General features: G+C 72.5%; 18 protein-coding genes. 9 read left to right on the forward strand and 9 right to left on the reverse strand.

What is annotated here, in order from left to right:
- Positions 1-89: 89 nt before the first annotated feature.
- A complete protein-coding gene (gene ileS, locus ACFYZ4_RS07630) occupies positions 90-3,236 on the reverse strand; it encodes an isoleucine--tRNA ligase (protein WP_351298258.1) in 3,147 nt (1,048 codons plus the stop codon).
- A 608-nt stretch (positions 3,237-3,844) separates the two neighbouring features.
- Here ileS and ACFYZ4_RS07635 point away from each other — a divergent pair.
- The 5 genes from ACFYZ4_RS07635 (at position 3,845) to ACFYZ4_RS07655 (ending at position 8,599) form a co-directional block, all read left to right on the forward strand.
- Positions 3,845-4,702 (forward strand): TraR/DksA C4-type zinc finger protein, encoded by an 858-nt coding sequence (locus tag ACFYZ4_RS07635; RefSeq protein ID WP_351298255.1) that lies wholly within the window; start codon positions 3,845-3,847, stop codon positions 4,700-4,702.
- Positions 4,703-4,850: 148 nt separating this feature from the next.
- Complete coding sequence (gene lspA, locus ACFYZ4_RS07640) at positions 4,851-5,411, forward strand: signal peptidase II (protein ID WP_351298253.1); 561 nt, start codon at positions 4,851-4,853, stop codon at positions 5,409-5,411.
- A 41-nt stretch (positions 5,412-5,452) separates the two neighbouring features.
- Complete coding sequence (locus ACFYZ4_RS07645; RefSeq protein ID WP_351298250.1) at positions 5,453-6,394, forward strand: RluA family pseudouridine synthase; 942 nt, start codon at positions 5,453-5,455, stop codon at positions 6,392-6,394.
- Positions 6,391-6,861 carry a GNAT family N-acetyltransferase gene (locus ACFYZ4_RS07650; protein WP_351298247.1) on the forward strand — a complete coding sequence of 157 codons (471 nt, stop codon included), beginning with the start codon at positions 6,391-6,393 and terminating at the stop codon, positions 6,859-6,861. Before ACFYZ4_RS07645 ends, ACFYZ4_RS07650 begins: the two co-directional genes overlap by 4 nt.
- A gap of 145 nt (positions 6,862-7,006) precedes the next feature.
- On the forward strand, positions 7,007-8,599 hold the full coding sequence (locus tag ACFYZ4_RS07655; RefSeq protein WP_351298244.1) for a Na+/H+ antiporter: 1,593 nt from the start codon (positions 7,007-7,009) through the stop codon (positions 8,597-8,599).
- Here ACFYZ4_RS07655 and ACFYZ4_RS07660 read toward each other — a convergent pair.
- Positions 8,596-9,090: an SRPBCC family protein gene (locus ACFYZ4_RS07660; RefSeq protein ID WP_351298241.1), complete on the reverse strand. Its 495-nt coding sequence runs from the start codon at positions 9,088-9,090 to the stop codon at positions 8,596-8,598. The genes ACFYZ4_RS07655 and ACFYZ4_RS07660 overlap by 4 nt on opposite strands.
- 62 nt (positions 9,091-9,152) lie before the next feature.
- Here ACFYZ4_RS07660 and ACFYZ4_RS07665 point away from each other — a divergent pair, with 62 nt between their 5' ends.
- Positions 9,153-9,731 carry a helix-turn-helix domain-containing protein gene (locus ACFYZ4_RS07665; RefSeq protein ID WP_351298238.1) on the forward strand — a complete coding sequence of 193 codons (579 nt, stop codon included), beginning with the start codon at positions 9,153-9,155 and terminating at the stop codon, positions 9,729-9,731.
- Positions 9,732-9,738: 7 nt separating this feature from the next.
- Here the strand turns inward: ACFYZ4_RS07665 and ACFYZ4_RS07670 are convergent, their stop codons facing one another.
- Together ACFYZ4_RS07670 and ACFYZ4_RS07675 are read right to left on the reverse strand one after the other, a co-directional pair.
- Complete coding sequence (locus tag ACFYZ4_RS07670) at positions 9,739-10,737, reverse strand: SDR family NAD(P)-dependent oxidoreductase (protein ID WP_351298235.1); 999 nt, start codon at positions 10,735-10,737, stop codon at positions 9,739-9,741.
- Positions 10,734-11,924, reverse strand: coding sequence for a UDP-N-acetylglucosamine--N-acetylmuramyl-(pentapeptide) pyrophosphoryl-undecaprenol N-acetylglucosamine transferase (locus ACFYZ4_RS07675; protein WP_351298232.1), 1,191 nt, complete (start codon positions 11,922-11,924; stop codon positions 10,734-10,736). The genes ACFYZ4_RS07670 and ACFYZ4_RS07675 overlap by 4 nt, the downstream gene beginning before the upstream one ends.
- A gap of 73 nt (positions 11,925-11,997) precedes the next feature.
- Here ACFYZ4_RS07675 and ACFYZ4_RS07680 point away from each other — a divergent pair, with 73 nt between their 5' ends.
- Both ACFYZ4_RS07680 and ACFYZ4_RS07685 read left to right on the forward strand, forming a co-directional pair.
- Positions 11,998-12,693, forward strand: a complete 696-nt coding sequence (locus ACFYZ4_RS07680; RefSeq protein ID WP_351298229.1) for a response regulator transcription factor — start codon at positions 11,998-12,000, stop codon at positions 12,691-12,693.
- Positions 12,690-14,099, forward strand: a complete 1,410-nt coding sequence (locus ACFYZ4_RS07685) for a HAMP domain-containing sensor histidine kinase (protein WP_351298226.1) — start codon at positions 12,690-12,692, stop codon at positions 14,097-14,099. The genes ACFYZ4_RS07680 and ACFYZ4_RS07685 overlap by 4 nt, the downstream gene beginning before the upstream one ends.
- Positions 14,100-14,147: 48 nt before the next feature.
- On the opposite strand, the gene ACFYZ4_RS07690 is transcribed toward ACFYZ4_RS07685, so the two are convergent.
- Entirely contained in the window at positions 14,148-15,209 is a 1,062-nt protein-coding gene (locus tag ACFYZ4_RS07690; RefSeq protein WP_351298262.1) for a mechanosensitive ion channel domain-containing protein, read from the reverse strand.
- Between the two features lie 70 nt (positions 15,210-15,279).
- On the opposite strand from ACFYZ4_RS07690, the gene ACFYZ4_RS07695 reads away from it, so the two are divergent.
- The gene (locus ACFYZ4_RS07695) at positions 15,280-15,849 is read left to right on the forward strand and encodes a dienelactone hydrolase family protein (protein ID WP_351298223.1); all 570 of its coding nucleotides are present in this window, start codon (positions 15,280-15,282) and stop codon (positions 15,847-15,849) included.
- A gap of 79 nt (positions 15,850-15,928) precedes the next feature.
- On the opposite strand, the gene ACFYZ4_RS07700 is transcribed toward ACFYZ4_RS07695, so the two are convergent.
- From ACFYZ4_RS07700 to ACFYZ4_RS07715, 4 genes are all read right to left on the reverse strand, one after another.
- Complete coding sequence (locus ACFYZ4_RS07700; RefSeq protein WP_351298260.1) at positions 15,929-16,879, reverse strand: zinc metalloprotease; 951 nt, start codon at positions 16,877-16,879, stop codon at positions 15,929-15,931.
- 243 nt (positions 16,880-17,122) lie between these two features.
- Positions 17,123-18,787, reverse strand: a complete 1,665-nt coding sequence (locus ACFYZ4_RS07705; RefSeq protein WP_351298220.1) for an alkaline phosphatase D family protein — start codon at positions 18,785-18,787, stop codon at positions 17,123-17,125.
- A gap of 129 nt (positions 18,788-18,916) precedes the next feature.
- Positions 18,917-19,711: a DsbA family protein gene (locus ACFYZ4_RS07710; RefSeq protein WP_351298218.1), complete on the reverse strand. Its 795-nt coding sequence runs from the start codon at positions 19,709-19,711 to the stop codon at positions 18,917-18,919.
- Between the two features lie 89 nt (positions 19,712-19,800).
- Positions 19,801-20,490 carry a hypothetical protein gene (locus tag ACFYZ4_RS07715; RefSeq protein ID WP_351298215.1) on the reverse strand — a complete coding sequence of 230 codons (690 nt, stop codon included), beginning with the start codon at positions 20,488-20,490 and terminating at the stop codon, positions 19,801-19,803.
- Positions 20,491-20,509: the final 19 nt, after the last annotated feature.

Raw genomic sequence — 20,509 nt, forward strand, 5'->3', positions numbered from 1 at the left:
GTGCGGAGCCCCAGGAAGGGGCGGAGCCCCGGGAACGGGGAGCGGCCCGCACCCCCGGCTGTGGGGATGCGGGCCGCTCGGGCCGGGGGTTACGCCTTGCGGAGGCGGAACGTCAGGCCAAGGGGCTCGTCCGTGAACGGGTCACCGTAGGCGGCATCGGCTTCGCCGGACGCGAAGTCCGTGGCGAGGACCTCGTCCGCGATCAGGGCCGTGTGGTCCGTCAGGGCCTGAACCACCTCGGCCTCGTCGGAGACCCACCGCAGGGCGATGCGGTCCGCCACGTCCAGCCCCGAGTTCTTCCGGGCCTCCTGGATCAGCCGGATCGCGTCACGCGCCAGACCGGCCAGCCGCAGCTCCGGGGTGATCTCCAGGTCCAGGGCCACCGTCGCGCCCGAGTCGGACGCCACCGACCAGCCCTCGCGCGGGGTCTCCGTGATGATGACCTCCTCCGGGGAGAGGGAGACGGACTCCCCGTTCACCTCGACCTCGGCGGAGCCGGACCGCAGGGCCAGCGACAGCGTCGCCGCGTCGGCCGCGGCCACCGCCTTCGCGACGTCCTGCACGCCCTTGCCGAAGCGCTTGCCCAGCGCCCGGAAGTTCGCCTTCGCCGTCGTGTCGACCAGCGAGCCGCCGACCTCCGACAGGGAGGCCAGGGAGGAGACGTTCAGCTCCTCCGTGATCTGGGACTGGAGCTCCGGCGACAGCGCGTCGAAGCCCGCCGCGCCGACCAGCGCGCGCGACAGCGGCTGGCGGGTCTTCACGCCCGACTCGGCACGCGTCGCCCGGCCCAGCTCGACCAGGCGGCGCACCAGCTGCATCTGCTGCGACAGGGTCCGGTCCACCTGGGTGCCGTCCGCCACCGGCCACGTCGACAGGTGCACCGACTCCGGGGCGTCCGGGGCGACCGGAACGATCATGTCCTGCCAGACCCGCTCGGTGATGAAGGGGGTGAGCGGGGCCATCAGGCGCGTGACCGTCTCGACGACCTCGTGCAGGGTGCGCAGCGCGGCCTTGTCGCCCTGCCAGAAGCGGCGGCGCGAGCGGCGGACGTACCAGTTCGACAGGTCGTCCACGAAGGCGGACAGCAGCTTGCCGGCGCGCTGGGTGTCGTACGACTCCATCGCGTCCGTGACCTCGGCCACGAGGGTGTTCAGCTCGGACAGCAGCCAGCGGTCCAGGACCGTGCGGTCCGCCGGGGCCGGGTCGGCCGCGGAGGGCGCCCAGTTCGACGTACGGGCGTACAGGGCCTGGAAGGCGACCGTGTTCCAGTACGTGAGGAGGGTCTTGCGGACGACCTCCTGGATCGTGCCGTGGCCCACACGACGGGCCGCCCACGGGGAGCCGCCGGCCGCCATGAACCAGCGCACTGCGTCGGCGCCGTGCTGGTCCATGAGCGGGATCGGCTGGAGGATGTTCCCCAGGTGCTTGGACATCTTGCGGCCGTCCTCGGCGAGGATGTGGCCGAGGCAGACCACGTTCTCGTACGAGGACTTGTCGAAGACGAGGGTGCCGACCGCCATCAGCGTGTAGAACCAGCCGCGGGTCTGGTCGATGGCCTCCGAGATGAACTGCGCCGGGTAGCGCTTCTCGAAGATCTCCTTGTTCTTGTACGGGTAGCCCCACTGCGCGAACGGCATCGAGCCCGAGTCGTACCAGGCGTCGATGACCTCCGGCACACGGACCGCTTCGAGGGAGCAGCCCTCCGCCGTGCAGGGGAAGGTGACGTCGTCGATGTACGGGCGGTGCGGGTCCAGGGCCGACTGGTCCGTGCCCGACAGCTCGGTCAGCTCCGCGCGCGAGCCGACGCAGGTGAGGTGGTTCTCCTCACAGCGCCAGATCGGCAGCGGGGTGCCCCAGTAGCGGTTGCGGGACAGCGCCCAGTCGATGTTGTTGTTCAGCCAGTCGCCGAAGCGGCCCTGCTTGACCGAGTCCGGGAACCAGTTCGTCTTCTCGTTCTCCCGCAGCATCGCGTCCTTGACGGCGGTGGTGCGGATGTACCAGGACGGCTGCGCGTAGTAGAGCAGGGCCGTGTGGCAGCGCCAGCAGTGCGGGTAGCTGTGCTCGTAGGCGATGTGCTTGAAGAGCAGGCCGCGCGCGTCGAGGTCGGCGGTCAGCTTCTCGTCGGCCTTCTTGAAGAAGACGCCGCCGACGAGCGGGACCTCCTCCTCGAAGGTGCCGTCGGGGCGGACCGGGTTCACGACGGGCAGGCCGTACGCGCGGCAGACCGCGAGGTCGTCGGCGCCGAAGGCGGGGGACTGGTGGACCAGACCCGTGCCGTCCTCGGTCGTGACGTACTCGGCGTTCACGACGTAGTGGGCGGGCTCGGGGAACTCGACGAGCTCGAAGGGGCGCTGGTACGTCCAGCGCTCCATCTCCTTGCCCGTGAAGGTCTGGCCGGTGGCCTCCCAGCCCTCGCCCAGGGACTTCTCCAGCAGCGGCTGGGCGACGACCAGCTTCTCCTCGCCATTCGTGGCGACGACGTACGTGACCTCGGGGTGGGCGGCGACCGCCGTGTTGGACACCAGGGTCCAGGGGGTCGTCGTCCAGACCAGGAGCGCGGCCTCGCCCGCGAGGGGGCCGGAGGTCAGCGGGAAGCGGACGTAGACGGAGGGGTCGACGACCGTCTCGTAGCCCTGGGCCAGCTCGTGGTCCGAGAGGCCGGTGCCGCAGCGCGGGCACCAGGGGGCGACGCGGTGGTCCTGGGTGAGCAGGCCCTTGTTGAAGATCTCCTTCAGCGACCACCACACGGACTCGACGTACTCGGGGTCCATGGTCCGGTAGGCGTCGTCCAGGTCGACCCAGTAGCCCATCCGGGTCGTGAGCTCGGTGAACGCGTCGGTGTGGCGGGTCACGGACTCGCGGCACCTGGCGTTGAACTCGGCGATGCCGTACGCCTCGATGTCCTGCTTGCCGTTGAAGCCGAGCTCCTTCTCGACGGCGAGCTCGACGGGCAGGCCGTGGCAGTCCCAGCCGGCCTTGCGGGCCACGTGGTAGCCGCGCATGGTGCGGAAGCGGGGGAAGACGTCCTTGAAGACGCGGGCCTCGATGTGGTGCGCGCCGGGCATGCCGTTCGCGGTCGGCGGGCCCTCGTAGAAGACCCACTCGGGGCGTCCCTCGGACTGCTCCAGGGTCTTGGCGAAGGTCTTGCTCTCGCGCCAGAAGTCGAGGACCGCGTGCTCAAGGGCAGGCAGGTCGACCTGGGCGGGTACCGGGCGGTACTGCGGCGGTGTGGTCATGAGGCTGAACTCTTCCTCCGGCGGGATGTCACTTCCGTCCGGAGGGACGAGAGCCGTTCTGGAAATCCAGGACGCCTGCTCCCGCGGTACCACCCTCCTTGGCCGCCGGACGGATCCGGTGGCCCCCTCATTGGGGTGCGAAGCCGGTTCTACTCGCTCCACGGGGATCCGTGCGGGCTTTCTTCCGGCGGCTCAGGGGTGATCCTTCGCATCGCGCTCGCCCCCGGGCTCTCACCGTCCCCGGGTCGCTCCTGGCTGCGTACGGCGCTACTCGTCCCCGTCCATGCCTTTCGCTGGGCCCAGTGTACGGGCCGGGGGCGCGCACGGCCGACCGGTTTACGGGGGCCCGTGCGGGCGGCGGCGGCACGGCGTGGCGGGGGCGCGACACGAGCGCGACAGGAGCGCGATCGGAGCGCGGCCGGGGGCACGCGGCGGGCCGTGCGTGACCCGAATGGACCCGAGGCGCCGGTACGGACGCGGGTGGGGCGGGAGTGGCGGATTACCGGGGCTCCGGATGGGCACAACGGATGCAGGTTGACCTCGGTGGATGCGTGCCCCGTTGCCGCGGGGCTGGAGCCGATTTATCGTTCCGGCACGATTCGCGAGCAATGATCACAGTATGTGAAGGGGCCGCGGCCATGGTGGCGAAGAAGACCGCCGGGAGTACTGCCAAGAAGGCTGTCGGGAAGGCCGCGGGGAAGGCGGAGGCCTCCGAGGACACGGCCCCCGCCAAGAAGGCGACCGCTGCCGAGAAGGCGACCGCCGCCGGGAAGACCGCCGCCGCCCCGAAGGCTCCGGCGAAGAAGACCGCGGCGAAGAAGACCGCGGCGAAGAAGGCTCCGGCCGGGAAGGCGCCGGCCGACAAGGCGACCGCCGTCACGAAGACGACCGCCGTCGACAAGCGGACGGTCACGGCCAAGCAGGCCGGGACCGAGGGGGCGGCGCACGCCGCTGAGAAGACGGGAGTCCGGAAAGTGGTTGCCAAGAAGAGCACCGGCACGGCGAGGAAGGCGGCCACGGCCGCCACCAGCGGGCTGCCCAAGACGCGGGCCACAGCGGCCCTCACCCCCGGCGAGCTCGCCGTACGGCCCGGCGAGGACCCCTGGACCCAGGCGGAGGTCGACGAGGCCCGCAGCGAGCTGATGAGCGAGGTGCTGCGGCTGCGCGCCGAGCTCGACGCCTCCGAGGTGGCGATCAGCGGCCTGATGCGGGACTCGGGCGACGGCGCGGGCGACGACCAGGCCGACACCGGCACCAAGAACATCACCCGGGAGTCCGAGCTCGCCCTCGCGGCGAACGCCACCTCGATGCTGGAGCAGACCGAGCGGGCCCTGGAACGGCTGGAGGCGGGCACGTACGGGCTCTGCGAGAACTGCGGGCAGCCCATCGGCAAGGCCAGGATGCAGGCCTTCCCACGGGCCACCCTGTGCGTGGACTGCAAACAGAAGCAGGAGCGGCGGCACTAGGGCAGCGGCACCAGGGCAGGGCCTGGGCGGCGGCGGGCGCGGAATCAGGTGGAGGTGGGGCAGGCGGTGTGCGGGGGCCCTGACGTACCCTCGTGTCTCGTCAGGGTCCAGGAGGAACCTGGTTCGAGCTAGTTCGAGGGACTCTCACGTGGCAGAGGCGGAGCGCATCATCGGTATGCCGGAGGTCGGGGACGACGCCCAGCCGGAGTCCGCCGTGCCCAAGGGGCGCCGGCGGATCGCGGCGCTGCTCGTCGTGGCGGTGCTCGCCTACGTGCTCGACCTCGGCACCAAGATGCTGGTCGTGGCGAAGCTGGAGCACCAGCCGCCGATCGAGATCATCGGTGACCTGCTGAAGTTCGAGGCGGTCCGCAACCCGGGCGCCGCCTTCGGCTTCGGCGAGGCCTTCACCATCATCTTCACCTGCATCGCGGCCTCCGTGATCGTGGTGATCGTGCGGCTCGCGCGCAAGCTCTACAGCCTGCCGTGGGCGATCGCGCTGGGCCTGCTGCTGGGTGGTGCGCTGGGCAACCTGACCGACCGGATCTTCCGTTCGCCGGGCGTGTTCCGGGGCGCGGTCGTCGACTTCATCGCGCCGGCCCACTTCGCCGTCTTCAACCTCGCGGACTCGGCGATCGTGTGCGGAGGCATCCTGATCGTCCTGCTGTCCTTCAAGGGCCTGGACCCCGACGGGACCGTCCACAAGGACTGATCGCGGGACGGGCGCGCCGTCGAGTCCTGCATACTCGACAGGTGAGTACGATTCCCGAGATCCGCACCCTGCCCGTTCCCGAAGGCCTCGAAGGCGAGCGCGTCGACGCCGCCATCGCCCGTATGTTCGGTTTCTCCCGGACGAAGGCGGCCGATCTCGCGGCCGCGGGGAAGGTGTCGGTCGACGGCAGTGTCGTCGGGAAGTCCGAGCGTGTGCACGGTGGCGCCTGGCTCGAAGTCGAGATGCCCGAGCCGCCGCGGGCGGTCGAAGTCGTCGCCGAGCCGGTCCCCGGCATGGAGATCGTCCACGACGACGACGACATCGTGGTCATCATGAAGCCGGTGGGCGTCGCCGCCCACCCGAGCCCCGGCTGGACCGGCACCACCGTCATCGGTGGCCTCGCCGCGGCCGGCTACCGCATCTCCACCTCCGGCGCCTCCGAGCGCCAGGGCATCGTGCACCGCCTCGACGTCGGCACGTCCGGCCTGATGGCCGTCGCGAAGTCGGAGCGCGCGTACACCTCGCTGAAGAACCAGTTCCGCGAGCGGGTCGTGGACAAGCGCTACCACGCGCTGGTGCAGGGCCACCCGGACCCGATGAGCGGCACGATCGACGCGCCGGTCGGCCGCCACCCCAGCGCGGACTACAAGTGGGCCGTGACCCAGGAGGGCAAGCCCTCCGTCACCCACTACGACCTGATCGAGGCCTTCCGCGCCGCCTCGCTGCTCGACATCAAGCTGGAGACCGGCCGTACGCACCAGATCCGCGTGCACATGTCCGCGCACCGGCACCCGTGCGTCGGCGACCTGACCTACGGCGCGGACCCGACGGTCGCGAAGCGGCTGGGCCTGACCCGGCAGTGGCTGCACGCGGTGCGGCTCGGCTTCGAGCACCCGTCCGACGGCCGGTGGGTGGAGTTCGAGAGCGGCTACCCGGCCGACCTGCAGCACGCGCTGGACGTGATCCGGGCGGAGAGCGAGTGACCGCCGTCGGCTTCGAGGTGCGGGTCGCCGTCTCGGAGGAGGACCTGAAGTCCTGCTTCGCGGTGCGGTCCGAGGTCTTCGTGGTCGAGCAGTCGGTGCCGGAGTCGATCGAGTACGACGCGTACGACGCGGGCGCGGTGCACGTGCTGGCCGTGGGGCCGGACGGGGAGCCGCTGGGCACCGGCCGGCTGCTGCACGGCGCCGCCGCGCGGGCCAAGACGGACGACCCGGCGGTCGGCTCGCTCGGCCGGCTGGCCGTACGCAAGGTCGCGCGCGGGCTGGGCGTCGGTGTGGCCCTGGTCCGGGCGATCGAGGCCGAGGCGTCGCGGCGCGGGCTGACGGCCGTTGACCTGGGCGCGCAGACGCATGCGCTGGGCTTCTACGAACGCCTCGGGTACGCGGCCTACGGCCCGGAGTTCCAGGACGCGGCCATCCCCCACCGCGCAATGCGCCGCCCCTTGCCGTAGCCCTGGCTTTTCAGCCTCGCCGGCGTTTGAGGCGCGGGCGCGGAGCGCCGTGGGGGTACGGGGCGGAGCCTCGTGGTGGGGCGCGACACGCGGGGCGCTGTACTCACCGCCCGAGCCAAGCGCAGCGGACTGGCAGGGTGGGGGAGTGGATCAGCTTGCTCTGCTGTTCGTGCTGCTGCTCGGCGCCGTGGTCATGGTGCCGCTCGGGGACCGGCTGGGACTGCCCGCGCCCGTTCTCATGACCCTCGGCGGCGTGGTCCTCGCGCTGGTGCCGGCCGTGCCGGAGGTCGACGTCGCGCCCGAGTTCATCCTGCCGCTGGTGCTGCCGCCGCTGCTGTACGCCTCCGTGCAGCGGACCTCGTGGCGGCAGTTCGCCGCCAACGTGCGGCCCATCCTCCTGCTGGCCGTGGCCCTGGTGTTCGTCACGACCGCCGCCGTCGCCGCCGTCGCGTACACCGTGGTGCCCACGCTGCCGATCGCCGCCGCCGTCGCGCTCGGAGCGCTCGTGGCCCCGCCCGACCCGGTCGCCGCCACCGCCGTCGCCGGATCGCTCGGGCTGCCCCGCCGCATGGTGTCGATCCTGGAGGGCGAGGGGCTCTTCAACGACGTGACGGCGATCGTGCTCTACCACGTGGCGATCGCCGCGGCCGTCAGCGGCAGCTTCTCCTGGCCCGAAGCGCTGGGGGAGTTCGTGCTGTCCGCGGTCGTCGCCGTGGTCGTCGGCCTGGCCCTCGGCTGGACCACCCACCGGCTGATGGGCCGGCTCGACGACGCCACCCTCCAGATCGGGCTGACGCTGCTGGTGCCGTTCGTGTCGTACGTGGTCGCGGAGGAACTCCAGGGGTCGGGGGTGCTGGCCGTGCTGACGACGGCCCTGTTCCTCGCCGAATACGCCTCCGACGCCGACGACGTGCTGGGGCGCCTCGCCGGGCACACCTTCTGGGAGGTCGTGGACACGCTGGTCACCGGCGTGGCCTTCGGGCTGATCGGGCTGGAGCTCCACAGCGTCTTCGGGACGGCGCAGGACCGCGTGTGGGAGATGGCCGGATGGGCGGCGATCGTCGTCGCGGTGGTGGTCGGGGTGCGGCTGGCGTGGCTGCTCCCGGCCGGCTGGCTCGCGAAGAAGCTGCACCAGCTGCGCGACTACGACGAGGAGATCCCGCTGAGCTGGCGGGAGAGCGTGGTCATGTGGTGGGCCGGGATGCGCGGGGTGGCCTCGGTGGCCCTGGCCCTGGCCATCCCGCTGAAGACGGACTCCGGCGAGCCCTTCCCGGCGCGGGACGAGATCATCTTCATCGCGTTCGCGGTGATCATGGCGACCCTGGTGTGCCAGGGGCTGACCCTGCCGTGGCTGGTGCGGCGGCTGGGCGTGGAGGCCGACACGGACGTGCGGCGGGATGCCGAGCGGCAGCTGGCGATCCGCGCCGCGAAGGCGGCGAAGCGGCGGCTGAAGGAGATCGACGAGGCCGAGGAGCTGCCGGAGGACCTGATCGAGCAGCTGACCCGGCGCGCGTACGACGTGGGGGCGAGGATCAGCCCGGACATGGTGGACGAGGAGCGGCGCGAGGCGTACGCGAAGCGGGTGCAGCGGCTCCACGACATCCAGCGGATCCAGCGGGAGATGATGTCGGCCGCCCGCCACGAGGTGCTGGCCGCCCGCAGCGAACCCGGCTCCGACCCGGAGGTCGTCGACCGGGTGCTGCGGCACCTGGACGTACGCAGCCTGCGCGCTCCCTAGCTCGCGACCCGTTCCAGTCCGCGGAGGAGGCGGACGTACGGGGACCAGCGGGCCGGGCGGGCGACCGTGCCCGTGCAGGCCAGTTCGGCGCGGTCGAGGCTGTCCTCCAGGAAGGCGTCGTGCAGCGGCCGGACGGCGAGCGGCCAGGTGATGCGGGAGACGCCGCTGACGGACATCGCGATGGTGTGCCGCAGCACGGTCCGCTCGGCGTCGACGGCCAGCGCGGTGAACTCGTGGAAGCCGTGGAACCCGCGGGGCCCGGTGAAGGTGAAGCGGACCCAGGTCCCGGGTACGTACGCGGCCACCGTGTAGCGCACCGGTCCGTGCCCGCCCGCCGCCCCCACGCCCAGGGGGCGGTCGAGCTCCATGTCCTCCCACAGGCGGCCGGGCCACAGCCGGTCGCCCTCTCCGCTGGACAGTGTGTCGATGAGCGCGCCGACCTCGCTCTGCTTGGCCCCCAGCAGGCGTTCGTGCACGTTGTAGACGCCCATGCGTCCTCCCCTCAGATTATTAGAGAGGTGTCTCTAATAATCTGGAGGGTACTCTCTGATTCATGGCGAGACCACCCCGCTTCGACACCGACCAGATCCTCGACGCCGCCGTCCGGCTGGCGGCCTCCGCCGGACCGGGCGGCGTGACCATGTCCGCCGTCGCCCAGGCGGTCGGCGCGCCCAGCGGCTCCATGTACCACCGCTTCAGCGGGCGTCCGGCCCTGCTCGCCGAGGTGTGGCTGCGCAGCGTCGAGCGGTTCCAGGAGGGCTACTTCGCCACCCTCCACAGCGACCCCGACCCCCGCCGGGCCGCCCGCGCGGCCGCCCGGCACGTCGTGGCGTGGAGCCGCGCCCACCAGGAGGAGGCCGCCCTCCTGCTCTACGGACCCGCGGAGTTCGGCCGCGCCGACTGGTCCGAGGAGCACACCCGGCGGGCCGACTCCGGCAACCAGCGCGTGTACACCGCCGTCGCCGCTCTCGCCGCCGCCCTCGGCGCGACGGACCCGCAGGGCCGCGACCGCGTCACCCTCGCCCTGATCGACCTGCCGCTCTCGGTCGTCCGCCGGCACCTGCGCGCCGGCGGTCCGCTGCCGCCGCACGCCGAGGACCTCGCCGAGGAGTCCGCCGCCGCCCTCCTCTAAGGGGTGTCTAGACCTGGTAGCGGTCCGGGGCGAAGAGGTGAAGGTTCGCCGCGATCCAGTCCGAGGTGCGGCGCAGCCCCTCGGCCAGGGAGACCTCGGGCTTCCAGCCCGCCCAGTCGCGGGCGCGGGAGTTGTCCGAGAGGAGCCGGTGGACCTCGCTGCCGGAGGGGCGCAGCCGGGAGGGGTCCACCACCACCTCCGCGTCCCGGCCGGAGGCGCTGATCAGCGCCCGGGCCAGGTCGCCGACGGAGATCTCCTCGCCCGTACCGAGGTTGACCACCTCGCCCAGTGCCCGGTCGCACTCCGCCACCGCGAGGAAGCCCGCGGCCGTGTCCGTCACGTACGTGAAGTCGCGGGTGGGGGAGAGGGAGCCGAGCCGGATCTCCCGCGAGCCCGCGTGGAGCTGCGCCAGGATCGTCGGGATCACGGCGCGGGCCGACTGGCGCGGGCCGTACGTGTTGAAGGGGCGCACCACCGTCACCGGCAGCTCGAACGCGTGGTGGAAGGAGAGCGCCATCATGTCCGCGCCGATCTTCGACGCCGAGTACGGGGACTGCGGCTGGAGCGGGTGGCCCTCGGAGATCGGCGCGGTCAGCGCCGTGCCGTAGACCTCGCTCGTGGAGGTGTGGACCAGGCGGCGCACCCCGTGGCGGCGGCAGGCCTCCGCCATGTTCTCGGTGCCGGTCACGTTCGTCTGCACGTACGCGCCCGGCGAGGCGTAGCTGTACGGGATCCCGATCAGCGCCGCCAGGTGGAAGACGGTGTCGCAGCCGGCCACCGCGTCGCTGACCCGGCCCGCGTCCCGGACGTCGCCCGCCCACATCTCCACCGGGCCGCCGGGGTCCGCGAGGTAACGCGCCAGGTGGCCCTTCTCGGCGTACGGCTTGTAGTGCACGAAGGCGCGCACCCGGGCGCCGCGGGCCACGAGCAGGTCCACCAGCGTCGAGCCGATGAACCCCTCGGCGCCGGTGACGAGGACGGTGCGGTCGTTCCAGTCGAGGGTCATGCGTGCTCCAGGGTGGGAAGGCGGACGCCGGCGACGCGGAGGACCTCCGCGGCCAGCAGTTCGGCGGCCCGCGCGTGCGGGCCGGGGTCGGCGGCGCCGGCCATCGACGCCAGCCGGACCGGATCGGCCAGCAGCGGGCCGATGAGGTCGCCGAGCCGTTCGGCAGTGGTCTCCGCGTCGGACAGCAGCAGCCCGGCGCCCGCGTCGGACAGCACCCGGGCGTTGTGGGTCTGGTGGTCGCCCGGGGCGTGCGGGTACGGGACGAGCACCGCCGGGACGCCGGTCGCCGCCAGCTCCGCCACCGTCGCCGACCCGGCCCGGCACACCACCAGGTCCGCGGCCGCGTACACCAGGTCCATCCGGTCCAGGTACGGCACGGCCCGTGCGATCCGCCGCCCGCCGGAGGCCGCGAGGTCGGCGAGGGCGCCGTCCAGCGCCGCCGGACCGGTCTTGACCAGCAGCTGTACGTCGTCGCGCCCCTGCCAGAGCCGGGCCAGCGCGACCGCGGCCCCGGTCAGCCGGACGGCGCCCAGGCTGCCGCCGTTGAAGACCACCAGCCGCCGCCCCGGGGGGACCCGCAGCGCCCGCCGGGCCTCGACGCGCAGCGCGGCGCGCTCCGGCCCGGCCAGTTCCGCGAGCCCGGCCAGGGCAGCGGAGATCGGCATTCCGGTGGTCAGCGCCCGCTCGCCGCCCGCCAGGTGGGCGCGGCTGCGGTCGAAGGCCACCGCGACGTGCGGGGTGAGCCGGGCCGCGAACCGGTTGGCGCGCCCCGGCACCGCGTTCGACTCGTGGATCACGGCGGGCAGCCCCGCCAGCCGGGCGCCGAGCACGGCCGGCGCGCTCGGATAGCCGCCCATGCCGACGACGGCGTGCGCGCCCTGCGCCCGGATCACGGCACGGGCCTGGTGCGCCGAGCGCAGCAGGGCCGCGGGCAGCAGGAACCGCTGCGCGCCCAACGCCGGATCGAAGGGGATCATGTCGACGGTGTGCAGGCGGTAGCCGGCGCCCGGGATCAGCTCGGTCTCCAGGCCCCGCTCGGTCCCGATGAACGAGACCACGGCGCCCGGGACGGCCGCGCGCAGCGCCTCGGCGAGGGCGAGCCCCGGGTAGATGTGGCCGCCGGTGCCGCCCGCACCGATCACGACGGACAGGGCCGCGGGTGTGTCTGGTGTGTGTCGAGTGGTCATGGCCGCACCCTCCCGGTGCGCCCTAAGAAGGTTCTAAGAGGTTCGCGCCGAAGCCTTTGGCAGGCTTTGTTCCATGAGCTCCCTGAACAGTCATCGGATCCTGGTGGTCGACGACGAGCCCGAGGTGCGCGCCGCAGTGGAGGACGGCCTGGCCGTCGAGGGGTACGAGGTGCGCGGAGCGGCGGACGGACTGGCCGCGCTGTCCGAGGTGGCGGCCTGGGAGCCGGACGCCGTCGTGCTCGACGTGATGATGCCGGTGCTCGACGGGCTCGGCGTGTGCCGGCAACTGCGCGCGATGGGCGACCGCACGCCCGTCCTCGTCCTGACCGCGCTCGACTCCGTCAGCGAACGCGTCGACGGGCTGGAGGCCGGGGCCGACGACTACCTCGTCAAACCGTTCGCGCTGGACGAGCTGGTCGCCCGGGTACGGGCCCTGCTGCGGCGGGCCGCGCCCGACCCGGCCGGGTCGGGCCCGCTGGCCTTCGACGACCTCGTCCTGGACCCGGGGACGCGGACCGGCCGGCGGGGCGGGCGGCCGCTGGAGTTCAGCCGCACCGAGGCGGCGCTGCTGGAGCTGCTCCTGCGCCACCCCGGCCAGGTGCTCCCGCGCGAGGTGATCCTGGAGCTGGTGTGGGGGCGCGACTTCGGGCCCGACTCCAACTCCCTGGCCGTCTACGTCGGCTACCTGCGGCGGAAGCTGGAGGCCGGGGGCGAGCCCCGGCTGGTCCACACCGTGCACGGGGTCGGCTACCGGCTGGACGCGGCGTGAGCGGATCGGGGCGCCGGGGCCTCGGAGCCGCCTGGAGACGGCGCCGGCCGCTGCGGACCCGGCTGGCGCTGGCCGTCACCGCCGCCGTGGCCTTCGTGGCCGTGGTGGTGTGCGCGGCCGCCTTCCTCGTCGTACGGTCCGCGCTCTACGAGCAGCTCGACCTCAGCCTGACCCAGTCCGCCCGGCTCGCCGCACAGCGCAATCCGGGCGCGGGGCCGGGCACGCTCGCCGGGGAGTGCCGCTTCCTGGCCGCCCCCGCGTGCGCGGAGGTGGTGCCGGCCGACCCGGCCAAGGACCCCGCCACGCCGGGCCTGCTGCCCGTGGACCCGACCGCGCGGAAGGTCGCCGCCGGCGCGCGGGCCCCGTACTACACGAACATCACGCTGGCCGGACACCCCGCGCGGATGCTCACCACCGACTACGCCAAGGGGCGGGCCCTCCAGGTGGCCCTGCGTGCGGACACGGTGCGGTCCGGCATCGAGGAGGCCGCCGGGTGGCTCGTCCTCACGGCGGCGGCCGGGGTGCTGCTCGCCGCCGTACTGGGCTACTGGGTCTCCCGGACCGGTCTCGCCCCGGTGACCCGGCTCACGGCGACGGCCGAGCGGATCGCGGCGACCCGGGATCCGCGGCACCGGATCGAACTCCCCTCGCGGGGTCCGTCCGGGCGGGAGGACGAGATCACCAGGCTGGCGGGGAGCTTCAACACCATGCTCGGCGAGCTGGAGCAGTCCGTCACCGCCCAGCGGCGCCTGGTCGCGGACGCCTCGCACGAGCTGCGGACCCCGCTGACGGCGCTGCGGACCAACGCGGAGCTGCTGGCGAAGGGCGAGCGGCTGACCGCCGCCCAGCGCGAGCGGGCGTCGGCCGCACTGGGGCGGCAGCTGCGGGAAGTGACGGGACTGGTGAACGACCTGATCGAACTGGCGCGGGACGAGGAGCCGACACCGCTGGTGGAGCAGGTGCGGCTGGACGCGCTGGTGCGGCACGGGGTGGAGGCGGCGCGGGCGCACTGGCCGGTGGTGGAGTTCCGGGTGCGGGTGGCGGAGGGGGCGGTGGGGGTGGTCGTGCCGGGGGTGCCGGCGCGGCTCAGCCGGCTGCTGTCGAACCTGCTGGACAACGCGGCGAAGTTCAGCCCTGCCGGGCTGCCGGTGGAGGTGGAGCTGGCCGTGATCGGAGCGGGGCCGAAGCCCGGGCCGGAGCTGACCGTACGGGATCACGGGCCGGGGATCGCGGAGCAGGACCTGCCGTACGTCTTCGACCGGTTCTACCGGGCGGGGGCCGCGCGGGCCCTGCCGGGGTCGGGGCTGGGGCTGGCCATGGCTCGGCAGATCGCGCGGGCGCACGGGGCCGAGCTCTCGGCCGAGCGGGCGGTGGGTGGGGGTGCGTTGTTCCGGCTGACGTTTTGAGCCAGGGCCGAGCGCCGCTTCCCGGGGCTCCGCCCCGGACCCCGGTCCTCAAACGCCGGACGGGCTGGAATCGTCCGGCCGGGGGGTGGCTTTGGCTGTGGTGACTCGGGGGAGGGCGTAGGGGTGGTGGGTGACGAGCCAGTTGATCAGGCGTTCGCGGACCGCGCAGCGGAGGGTCCACAGGTCGTCCGAGTCCTTCGCCGTGACCACCGCGCGGACCTGGACGGTGTGCGGTGTGGTGTCCGTCACGGCCAGGCCGCCGCCGCGGCCGTCCCACTCCGGGAGGTCCTTCAGGATCTCCTGGAGCTGCTCCCGCATCAGGTCGAGCGGTGCGCGGTGGTCCAGGTGCCAGAAGACCGTGCCGGTCATCTGCGCGCCGCCGCGTGACCAGTTCTCGTAGGGCTTGCTCGTGAAGTACGAGACCGGCATCGTGATGCGGCGCTCGTCCCAGGTGCGGACCGTGAGGAAGGTCAGGGTGATCTCCTCGACGCGTCCCCATTCCTTGTCGACCACCACCGTGTCGCCGATGCGGACGGTGTCGCCGAAGGCGATCTGCAGGCCGGCGAAGAGGTTGCCGAGCGCGGCCTGCGCGGCGATGCCCGCCACGATGCCGAGGACGCCCGCGGAGGCCAGCATCGAGGCGCCGAACGTACGCATCGGCGGGAACGTCAGCAGCATCGCCGCCGCGGCGACCACGACCACCACCGCCGTCACCACCCGCTGGATCAGCGTGACCTGGGTGCGGACCCGGCGGACCCGCGCGTCGTCCTCGGTGACCGCGGCGTAGCGCGCGTACGTCGAGTCGACGGCCGCCGTCGCGATCCGCACCGCCAGCCAGGCCACGGAGGCGATCAGCACCAGCGTGAGGAAGCGGCCGACGCCGAAGGGGTGGTCGGGGAGGACTCCCGCCCAGCGGTAGGAGCCTCTGAGCAGCGAGGCGCAGAGCACCACCTGGAAGGGCAGCCGGCAACGGCGCAGCAGGCCCCACAGCGGGGTCTCGGTGTGCCGGGCGTCGGCCCGGCGCAGCAGCAGGTCCAGCAGCCAGCCCGCGATCAGGGTGGCGACCAGCGCGCCGCCGATGACGAGGGCGGGGCGAAGGAAGTTCTCCATCTCCATGGGAGGAACGTAGCGGGAAGCGGTCCGCGGGCACCTTCCGTTCGGGGGCTGGCACGATGGAGGCATGAACATCATGCTTTTCCACTCGACGTACGGGCTGCGGCCCGCGGTGCACGCGGCGGCCGACCGGCTGCGCGCGGCCGGGCACCAGGTCCAGGTGCCGGACCTCTTCGAGGGACGCACCTTCGAGACCGTCGAGGAGGGCATGGCCCACCGGGACGAGATCGGCCGTGACGAGCTGCTGAAGCGCGCGGTGCTGGCCGCCGCCCCCCACTCCGACCAGGGCCTGGTCTACGCGGGCTTCTCCTTCGGCGGCTCCGTCGCCCAGCACCTGGCGATGGCCGACGAGAAGGCGCGCGGGCTGCTGCTCCTGCACGGGACGGCGGACCTGGAGGAGGACGCCTCGGTGGACGAGCTGCCGGTGCAGCTGCACATCGCGGACCCGGACCCCTTCGAGCCGCACGACTGGCTGACCGCCTGGTACCTGCGGATGCAGCGGGCCGGGGCGGACGTGGAGGTCCACAGCTACCCGGGTGCCGGGCACCTGTTCACCGACCCGGAGCTGGACGACTACGACGCGCAGGCCGCGGAGCAGCTGTGGAAGGTCGCGATCGGCTTCCTCGACAGCCTGTAGGCGGGTATTCGGGCAGGCGGTACGACGAAGGGCACGGTCCGGCGGATGCCGGGCCGTGCCCTTCGTCGTGGCAGGGGGATCAGCCGGCGCGGTACGCGGTCCAGCTGCTGCTCATGCGGGCCACCTGGCCGGCGGTGAACTGGTACATGCAGGAGTCGTACGTGTAGTCCATGAAGTTGTGGATCGGGTCCACGCCGGACTTGGCGGTGCAGCTGTCGCGGCCGGTCGGGCACTCGAAGGCCGCGGTCTTCTCGGCCGGGGTGTCGGAGACGTAGTCTCCGTTGCCGTTACAGCCGCCCTGGAAGGTGTGGTAGAGCCCCATCCAGTGGCCGACCTCGTGGGTCGCGGTGTCGCCCTCGTTGTAGTTGGCGGCGGAACCGCCCGGCAGCGAGGAGTCGAGCACGACCACGCCGTCCATCTTGGGGCTGGAGGCGTAGGAGGTCGGGAAGGTCGCCCAGCCGAGCAGGCCGCCGGAGAGGTTGGCGGTGTAGAAGTTCAGCGCGCCGGGGCCGCCCTTGCGCAGGGTGTTCTTCATGTTCTTCTCGGCGGTGGAGCCGTCGGCCAGGTTGTACCAGGAGGCGTTGTCCGTGTAGTCGGTCCCGGCCAGGGTGAACTGGAAGTTCGTGTTGACGTTGCCGGTGCCCTGGCCGCCGTAGGCCGCGTTGAGGACCGCCAGCTGGTTGTTGATCTGGGTGGACGTCAGCTTTCCGGTGTTCCCGGAGTGGATCACGTGGAAGTACACCGGGATGGTCTTGGCGGCCTCGGCGGCGCGCAGGCTGCGCTGCGGCTGGTTCTTGAGGGCCTTGTCCAGCTTCGCCTTGAGGTCGGCGTCCATGACCTGCGCCTGCGCGTCGGTGACCGCGTTGGGCTCGTCCGCGTGCTCGTCGTGCGCGCGCGTCACGCGGGCGTTGGCGGCGCCGGCGGCGGGCTGCTCGGCGCACTGCTCGGCGGGGGTCTTGGCTGCCGCGAGCGTGGTGGGGGCCGCGAGCGGGGTGAAGGCCAAGGTTCCGGCCAGAACTGCCGTGCCCATCAGGCGGCGGCGAAGAAGGGGGGATATGCGGGCAATTGCGCGCACGTGTGCTCCTCGCGGGTGGGGGGTGGTGGGGGGTGATGGCCTGAAGGATCTTCTTCAGCTGGCGGGAAGTTTATGTGTCCATGACATATTCAGGTCAAGTGCCCTGCGTAAAAGATTTGTTGCCGGAAACGCACAGGGGGCACCTGGTAGGAACCAGGTGCCCCCTGTGGCGGGATGATTGACGGTCAATCAGATGAATCAGTGGACGGGCTGGTACGACCGCTCCACCTTCTGCGTCCCGTTCAGGGTCCGGTACGAACGGGCCCACGAGGTCGTGGCGTCCTGCCGCCGCTTGTCGGACACGACGTAGTAGTCCATCTGCGAGCGCTCCGCCGTCACGTCCAGCACGCCGTAGCCGTGCGCGTCCATGTCGAGCCACTTCACGTGCCAGTTCGCGGCCTTGATGGCCGTCTCGGCGACCAGTGAGGCGGTGTCCGCGGGCACGTGCAGGAGGTCGTCGATGTTGTCGGAGGTCACCGAGGTGACGACGAACTCGGTCGCGGCGGTCCCCGAGCCCGGGTACGTGGCCATGTTCATCGGGACCTCGTTCGCCCACGCCATGTGGATGTCACCGGTCAGGAACACGGTGTTCTTGACGTTCCGGTCCTTGAGGTGGCCCAGCAGCTCCTTGCGGTCGTCGGTGTACCCGTCCCACTGGTCCACGTTGATCGCTAGGCCGCCCTCGGGCAGGCCGAGCAGCTTCGCCAGCGGCTTCAGCAGGTGCGCGGGCAGCGAGCCGAAGGCCACCGGCGAGATCATCACCGAGGTGCCGACCAGCTTCCAGGTCGCGTTGGAGCCCGTCAGGCCCGACTTGAGCCAGTCCAGCTGGGCGCGCCCGGTGATGGTGCGCTCCGGGTCGTCCACCGTGCCGCTGCCCACCTTGGCCTGCTGCGAACGGAAGGACCGCAGGTCGAGCAGGTGCAGATCGGCGAGGGTGCCGAAGCGCAGCCGCCGGTAGACGGTGCCCGCGATGGAGGCGCGTACGGGCATCCACTCGAAGTACGCCTGCTTGGCGGCGGCCGCGCGGGCCGCCCACTCGCCCTCGGCGCCCGGGGTGTGGTTCTCGGCGCCGCCAGCCCAGGTGTCGTTGGCGAACTCGTGGTCGTCCCAGATGGCGATGACCGGGTGCGCGTGGTGCAGCGCCTGGAGGTCGGCGTCCGTCTTGTACTTGCCGTGCCGCGTGCGGTAATCGGCCAGCGAGACGATCTCGTGCTTCGGCTCGTGCTGGCGCACGACGTACTTCGCCTCCGGGTACCCCCCGGTCTGGTACTCGTAGATGTAGTCGCCCAGGTGCAGGATCGCGTGCAGATCGGTGCGGGCGGCCAGGTGGCGGTAGGCGGAGAAGTAGCCGGCCTCCCAGTTGGAGCAGGAGACCACGCCGAAGCGGACCCCGGAGGTCGTCACGTCGTGGCCCGGGGTGGACAGGGTGCGCCCGACGGGGGAGACCGTGGTGCCGGCGGTGAACCGGTACCAGTAAGGCGTCTGCGGCTGGAGCCCGCGCACGTCCACCTTGACGGTGTGGTCGCCGGCGGCGCTCGCCGTGACGGTGCCGGAGCCGACGATCCGGGAGAAGGCCTGGTCGGAGGCCACCTCCCAGCCGACCTGGGTGGCCGGGCCGAGGCCGGAGCCGGGCACCGCCTCCGGGGTCGGGGTGACGCGGGTCCACAGCAGGACCCCGTCGGGCAGCGGGTCGCCGGAGGCGACGCCGTGCAGGAAGGCGGGCGCGGCCTGCGTCGCCGCGTGGGCCGCCGAGGCGCCGAGCGAGGTCAGCGGGGCCAGCGCGGCCGTGGCCGCGGCGGCGAGAACGACCGTACGGCGGCGGGGAGTCGCCGCGGTCTGAGAAGGGGTGAGATGACTGGTCACGACCGGTCACATTACCGACGGGTACACCTGATGGAACAGACGTCGGAATGCAACGGGCGGGCGAACTCTGGGAGTTCGCCCGCCCGATGCGCGGCCCTGCCGGGAAGCCTGTCCCGGAATGTCCGGGGATCAGCCCTGCAGGGCCTTGTCGATCGCCGCCGTGAACAGCTCCGCCGTCTGCGGGGTGTCGATCTTCTTGCCGTCCATCTTCAGCGTCGGGGTCCCCGTCACGCCGGACTTGTTGAAGGCCTTCGACATGTCCATGGCCCACCGGTCATAGGTGCCGTCCTCGACGGCCTTCTTGAACTCGGCGTTGCCCTTGAGCGCCGGGACCGTGTCCGCGACCTTCAGCAGGTACTCGTCCTTGGCGAAGCTGTCGACGGTCTCCTCGGGGTGCTGCTCCTTGGAGTACAGCGCGGCCTTGTAGTCGAGGAAGGCCTGCGGGCTGACGTTCAGCGCCGCGCCCAGCGCGCTCAGCGCGTTCTTCGAGCCCTCGCCCTTGGCGGCGTTGTCGATGAAGGTGGCGCCGAAGTACTGGAGCTTGTACTTGCCCGCGTCCACGTCCTTCTTGATCTGCTCGCCGGCCGCCTGCTCGAAGCCGGCGCAGGCCGGGCAGCGCGAGTCCTCGTACAGCTCCAGCGTCTTCTTGGCCTCGGGCTTGCCGATGACGACGGTGGTGCCGTCCTCGCCCTCGGTGTTCTTCGGCTTGACCAGCTCGGCCTTGGCGGCCTTCTCCCAGTGGTCGGGCTGGTTGGCCTGCACGACCGCGTAGCTGATGGCGCCGATCAGGCCGAGGCCGGCGACGACGGCGCCCGCCACGATCACCTGGCGGCGCACCTTGTCCTTCTTGGCCTGCGCCTCGCGCTCGGCGCGCAGCCGCTCGCGGGCCGCTGCCTTGTTCGCCTGGCTGTTGCGTGAACTCATCGTGATCTCCGTGGGGTGTGACGTGTCAGGGGGACTGCTCGGGGGGCTGTCCGCCGCGGCTGCCGCCGGGACGTGCCCCCGTACGTGCGTCAGGCGCGTGCGAGCGCGCCGAGCACGGGAGGTCCCCGCCGACCCACGGAGTGTGCGGGGAACCGGGTACGGGCCCCGGTGCCCGCGCGGCCCGGCCGCGGCAGCCGCCGCGCCGGACCGGAGACGGCCGCCACCGAGGCCGCCGCCAGCAGCAGCGGCCGGAACGCGAAGGCGGCCACCGCGCGCAGCAGCTGCCCGAGCGCCCGCTCGCCGTGGCGCAGCCACGCGGCGGCGAGCAGCCCCACCGAGACGTGGGCGCCGAGGAGCAGCCAGGGCGTCCACGGCCCGGGCGCCGCCAGCAGCGCGGCCGGATCGGTGGCGGGCCCGGCCACCTCGGTCAGCGGCCCGCCCACGGGCGCGCCGCCGCACAGCTCGTCCAGGCCCATCGCGCGCAGCGGACCCGAGACGGGGCCGCCGGCCGGGCCGTAGCAGAGGTGCTGCCCGGCGGTGAAGACGGTGTCGGCGGCCAGTTCCAGCGGAACGAGCAGCCCGGCGATGGGGCCGAAGCCCCGTTCGCGGCCCGCGAGCGCGTAGGCGATCACGAACACGGCGGCGAAGGCCCCGACCACCAGCGCGGGCGGCAGCGGGACGCGGGACATGAGGACGTGCGAGCCGGCCGAGAGCAGCAGGACGAGCGCGCTGAACAGCGCGGCCCGCAGCCCTCGAAGTCCCACTCCTGAGATGTCCATCGTCGCGAGTCTGCCATGC

The sequence above is a fragment of the Streptomyces sp. NPDC001513 genome (assembly GCF_042894695.1).
Lineage (GTDB): Bacteria > Actinomycetota > Actinomycetes > Streptomycetales > Streptomycetaceae > Streptomyces.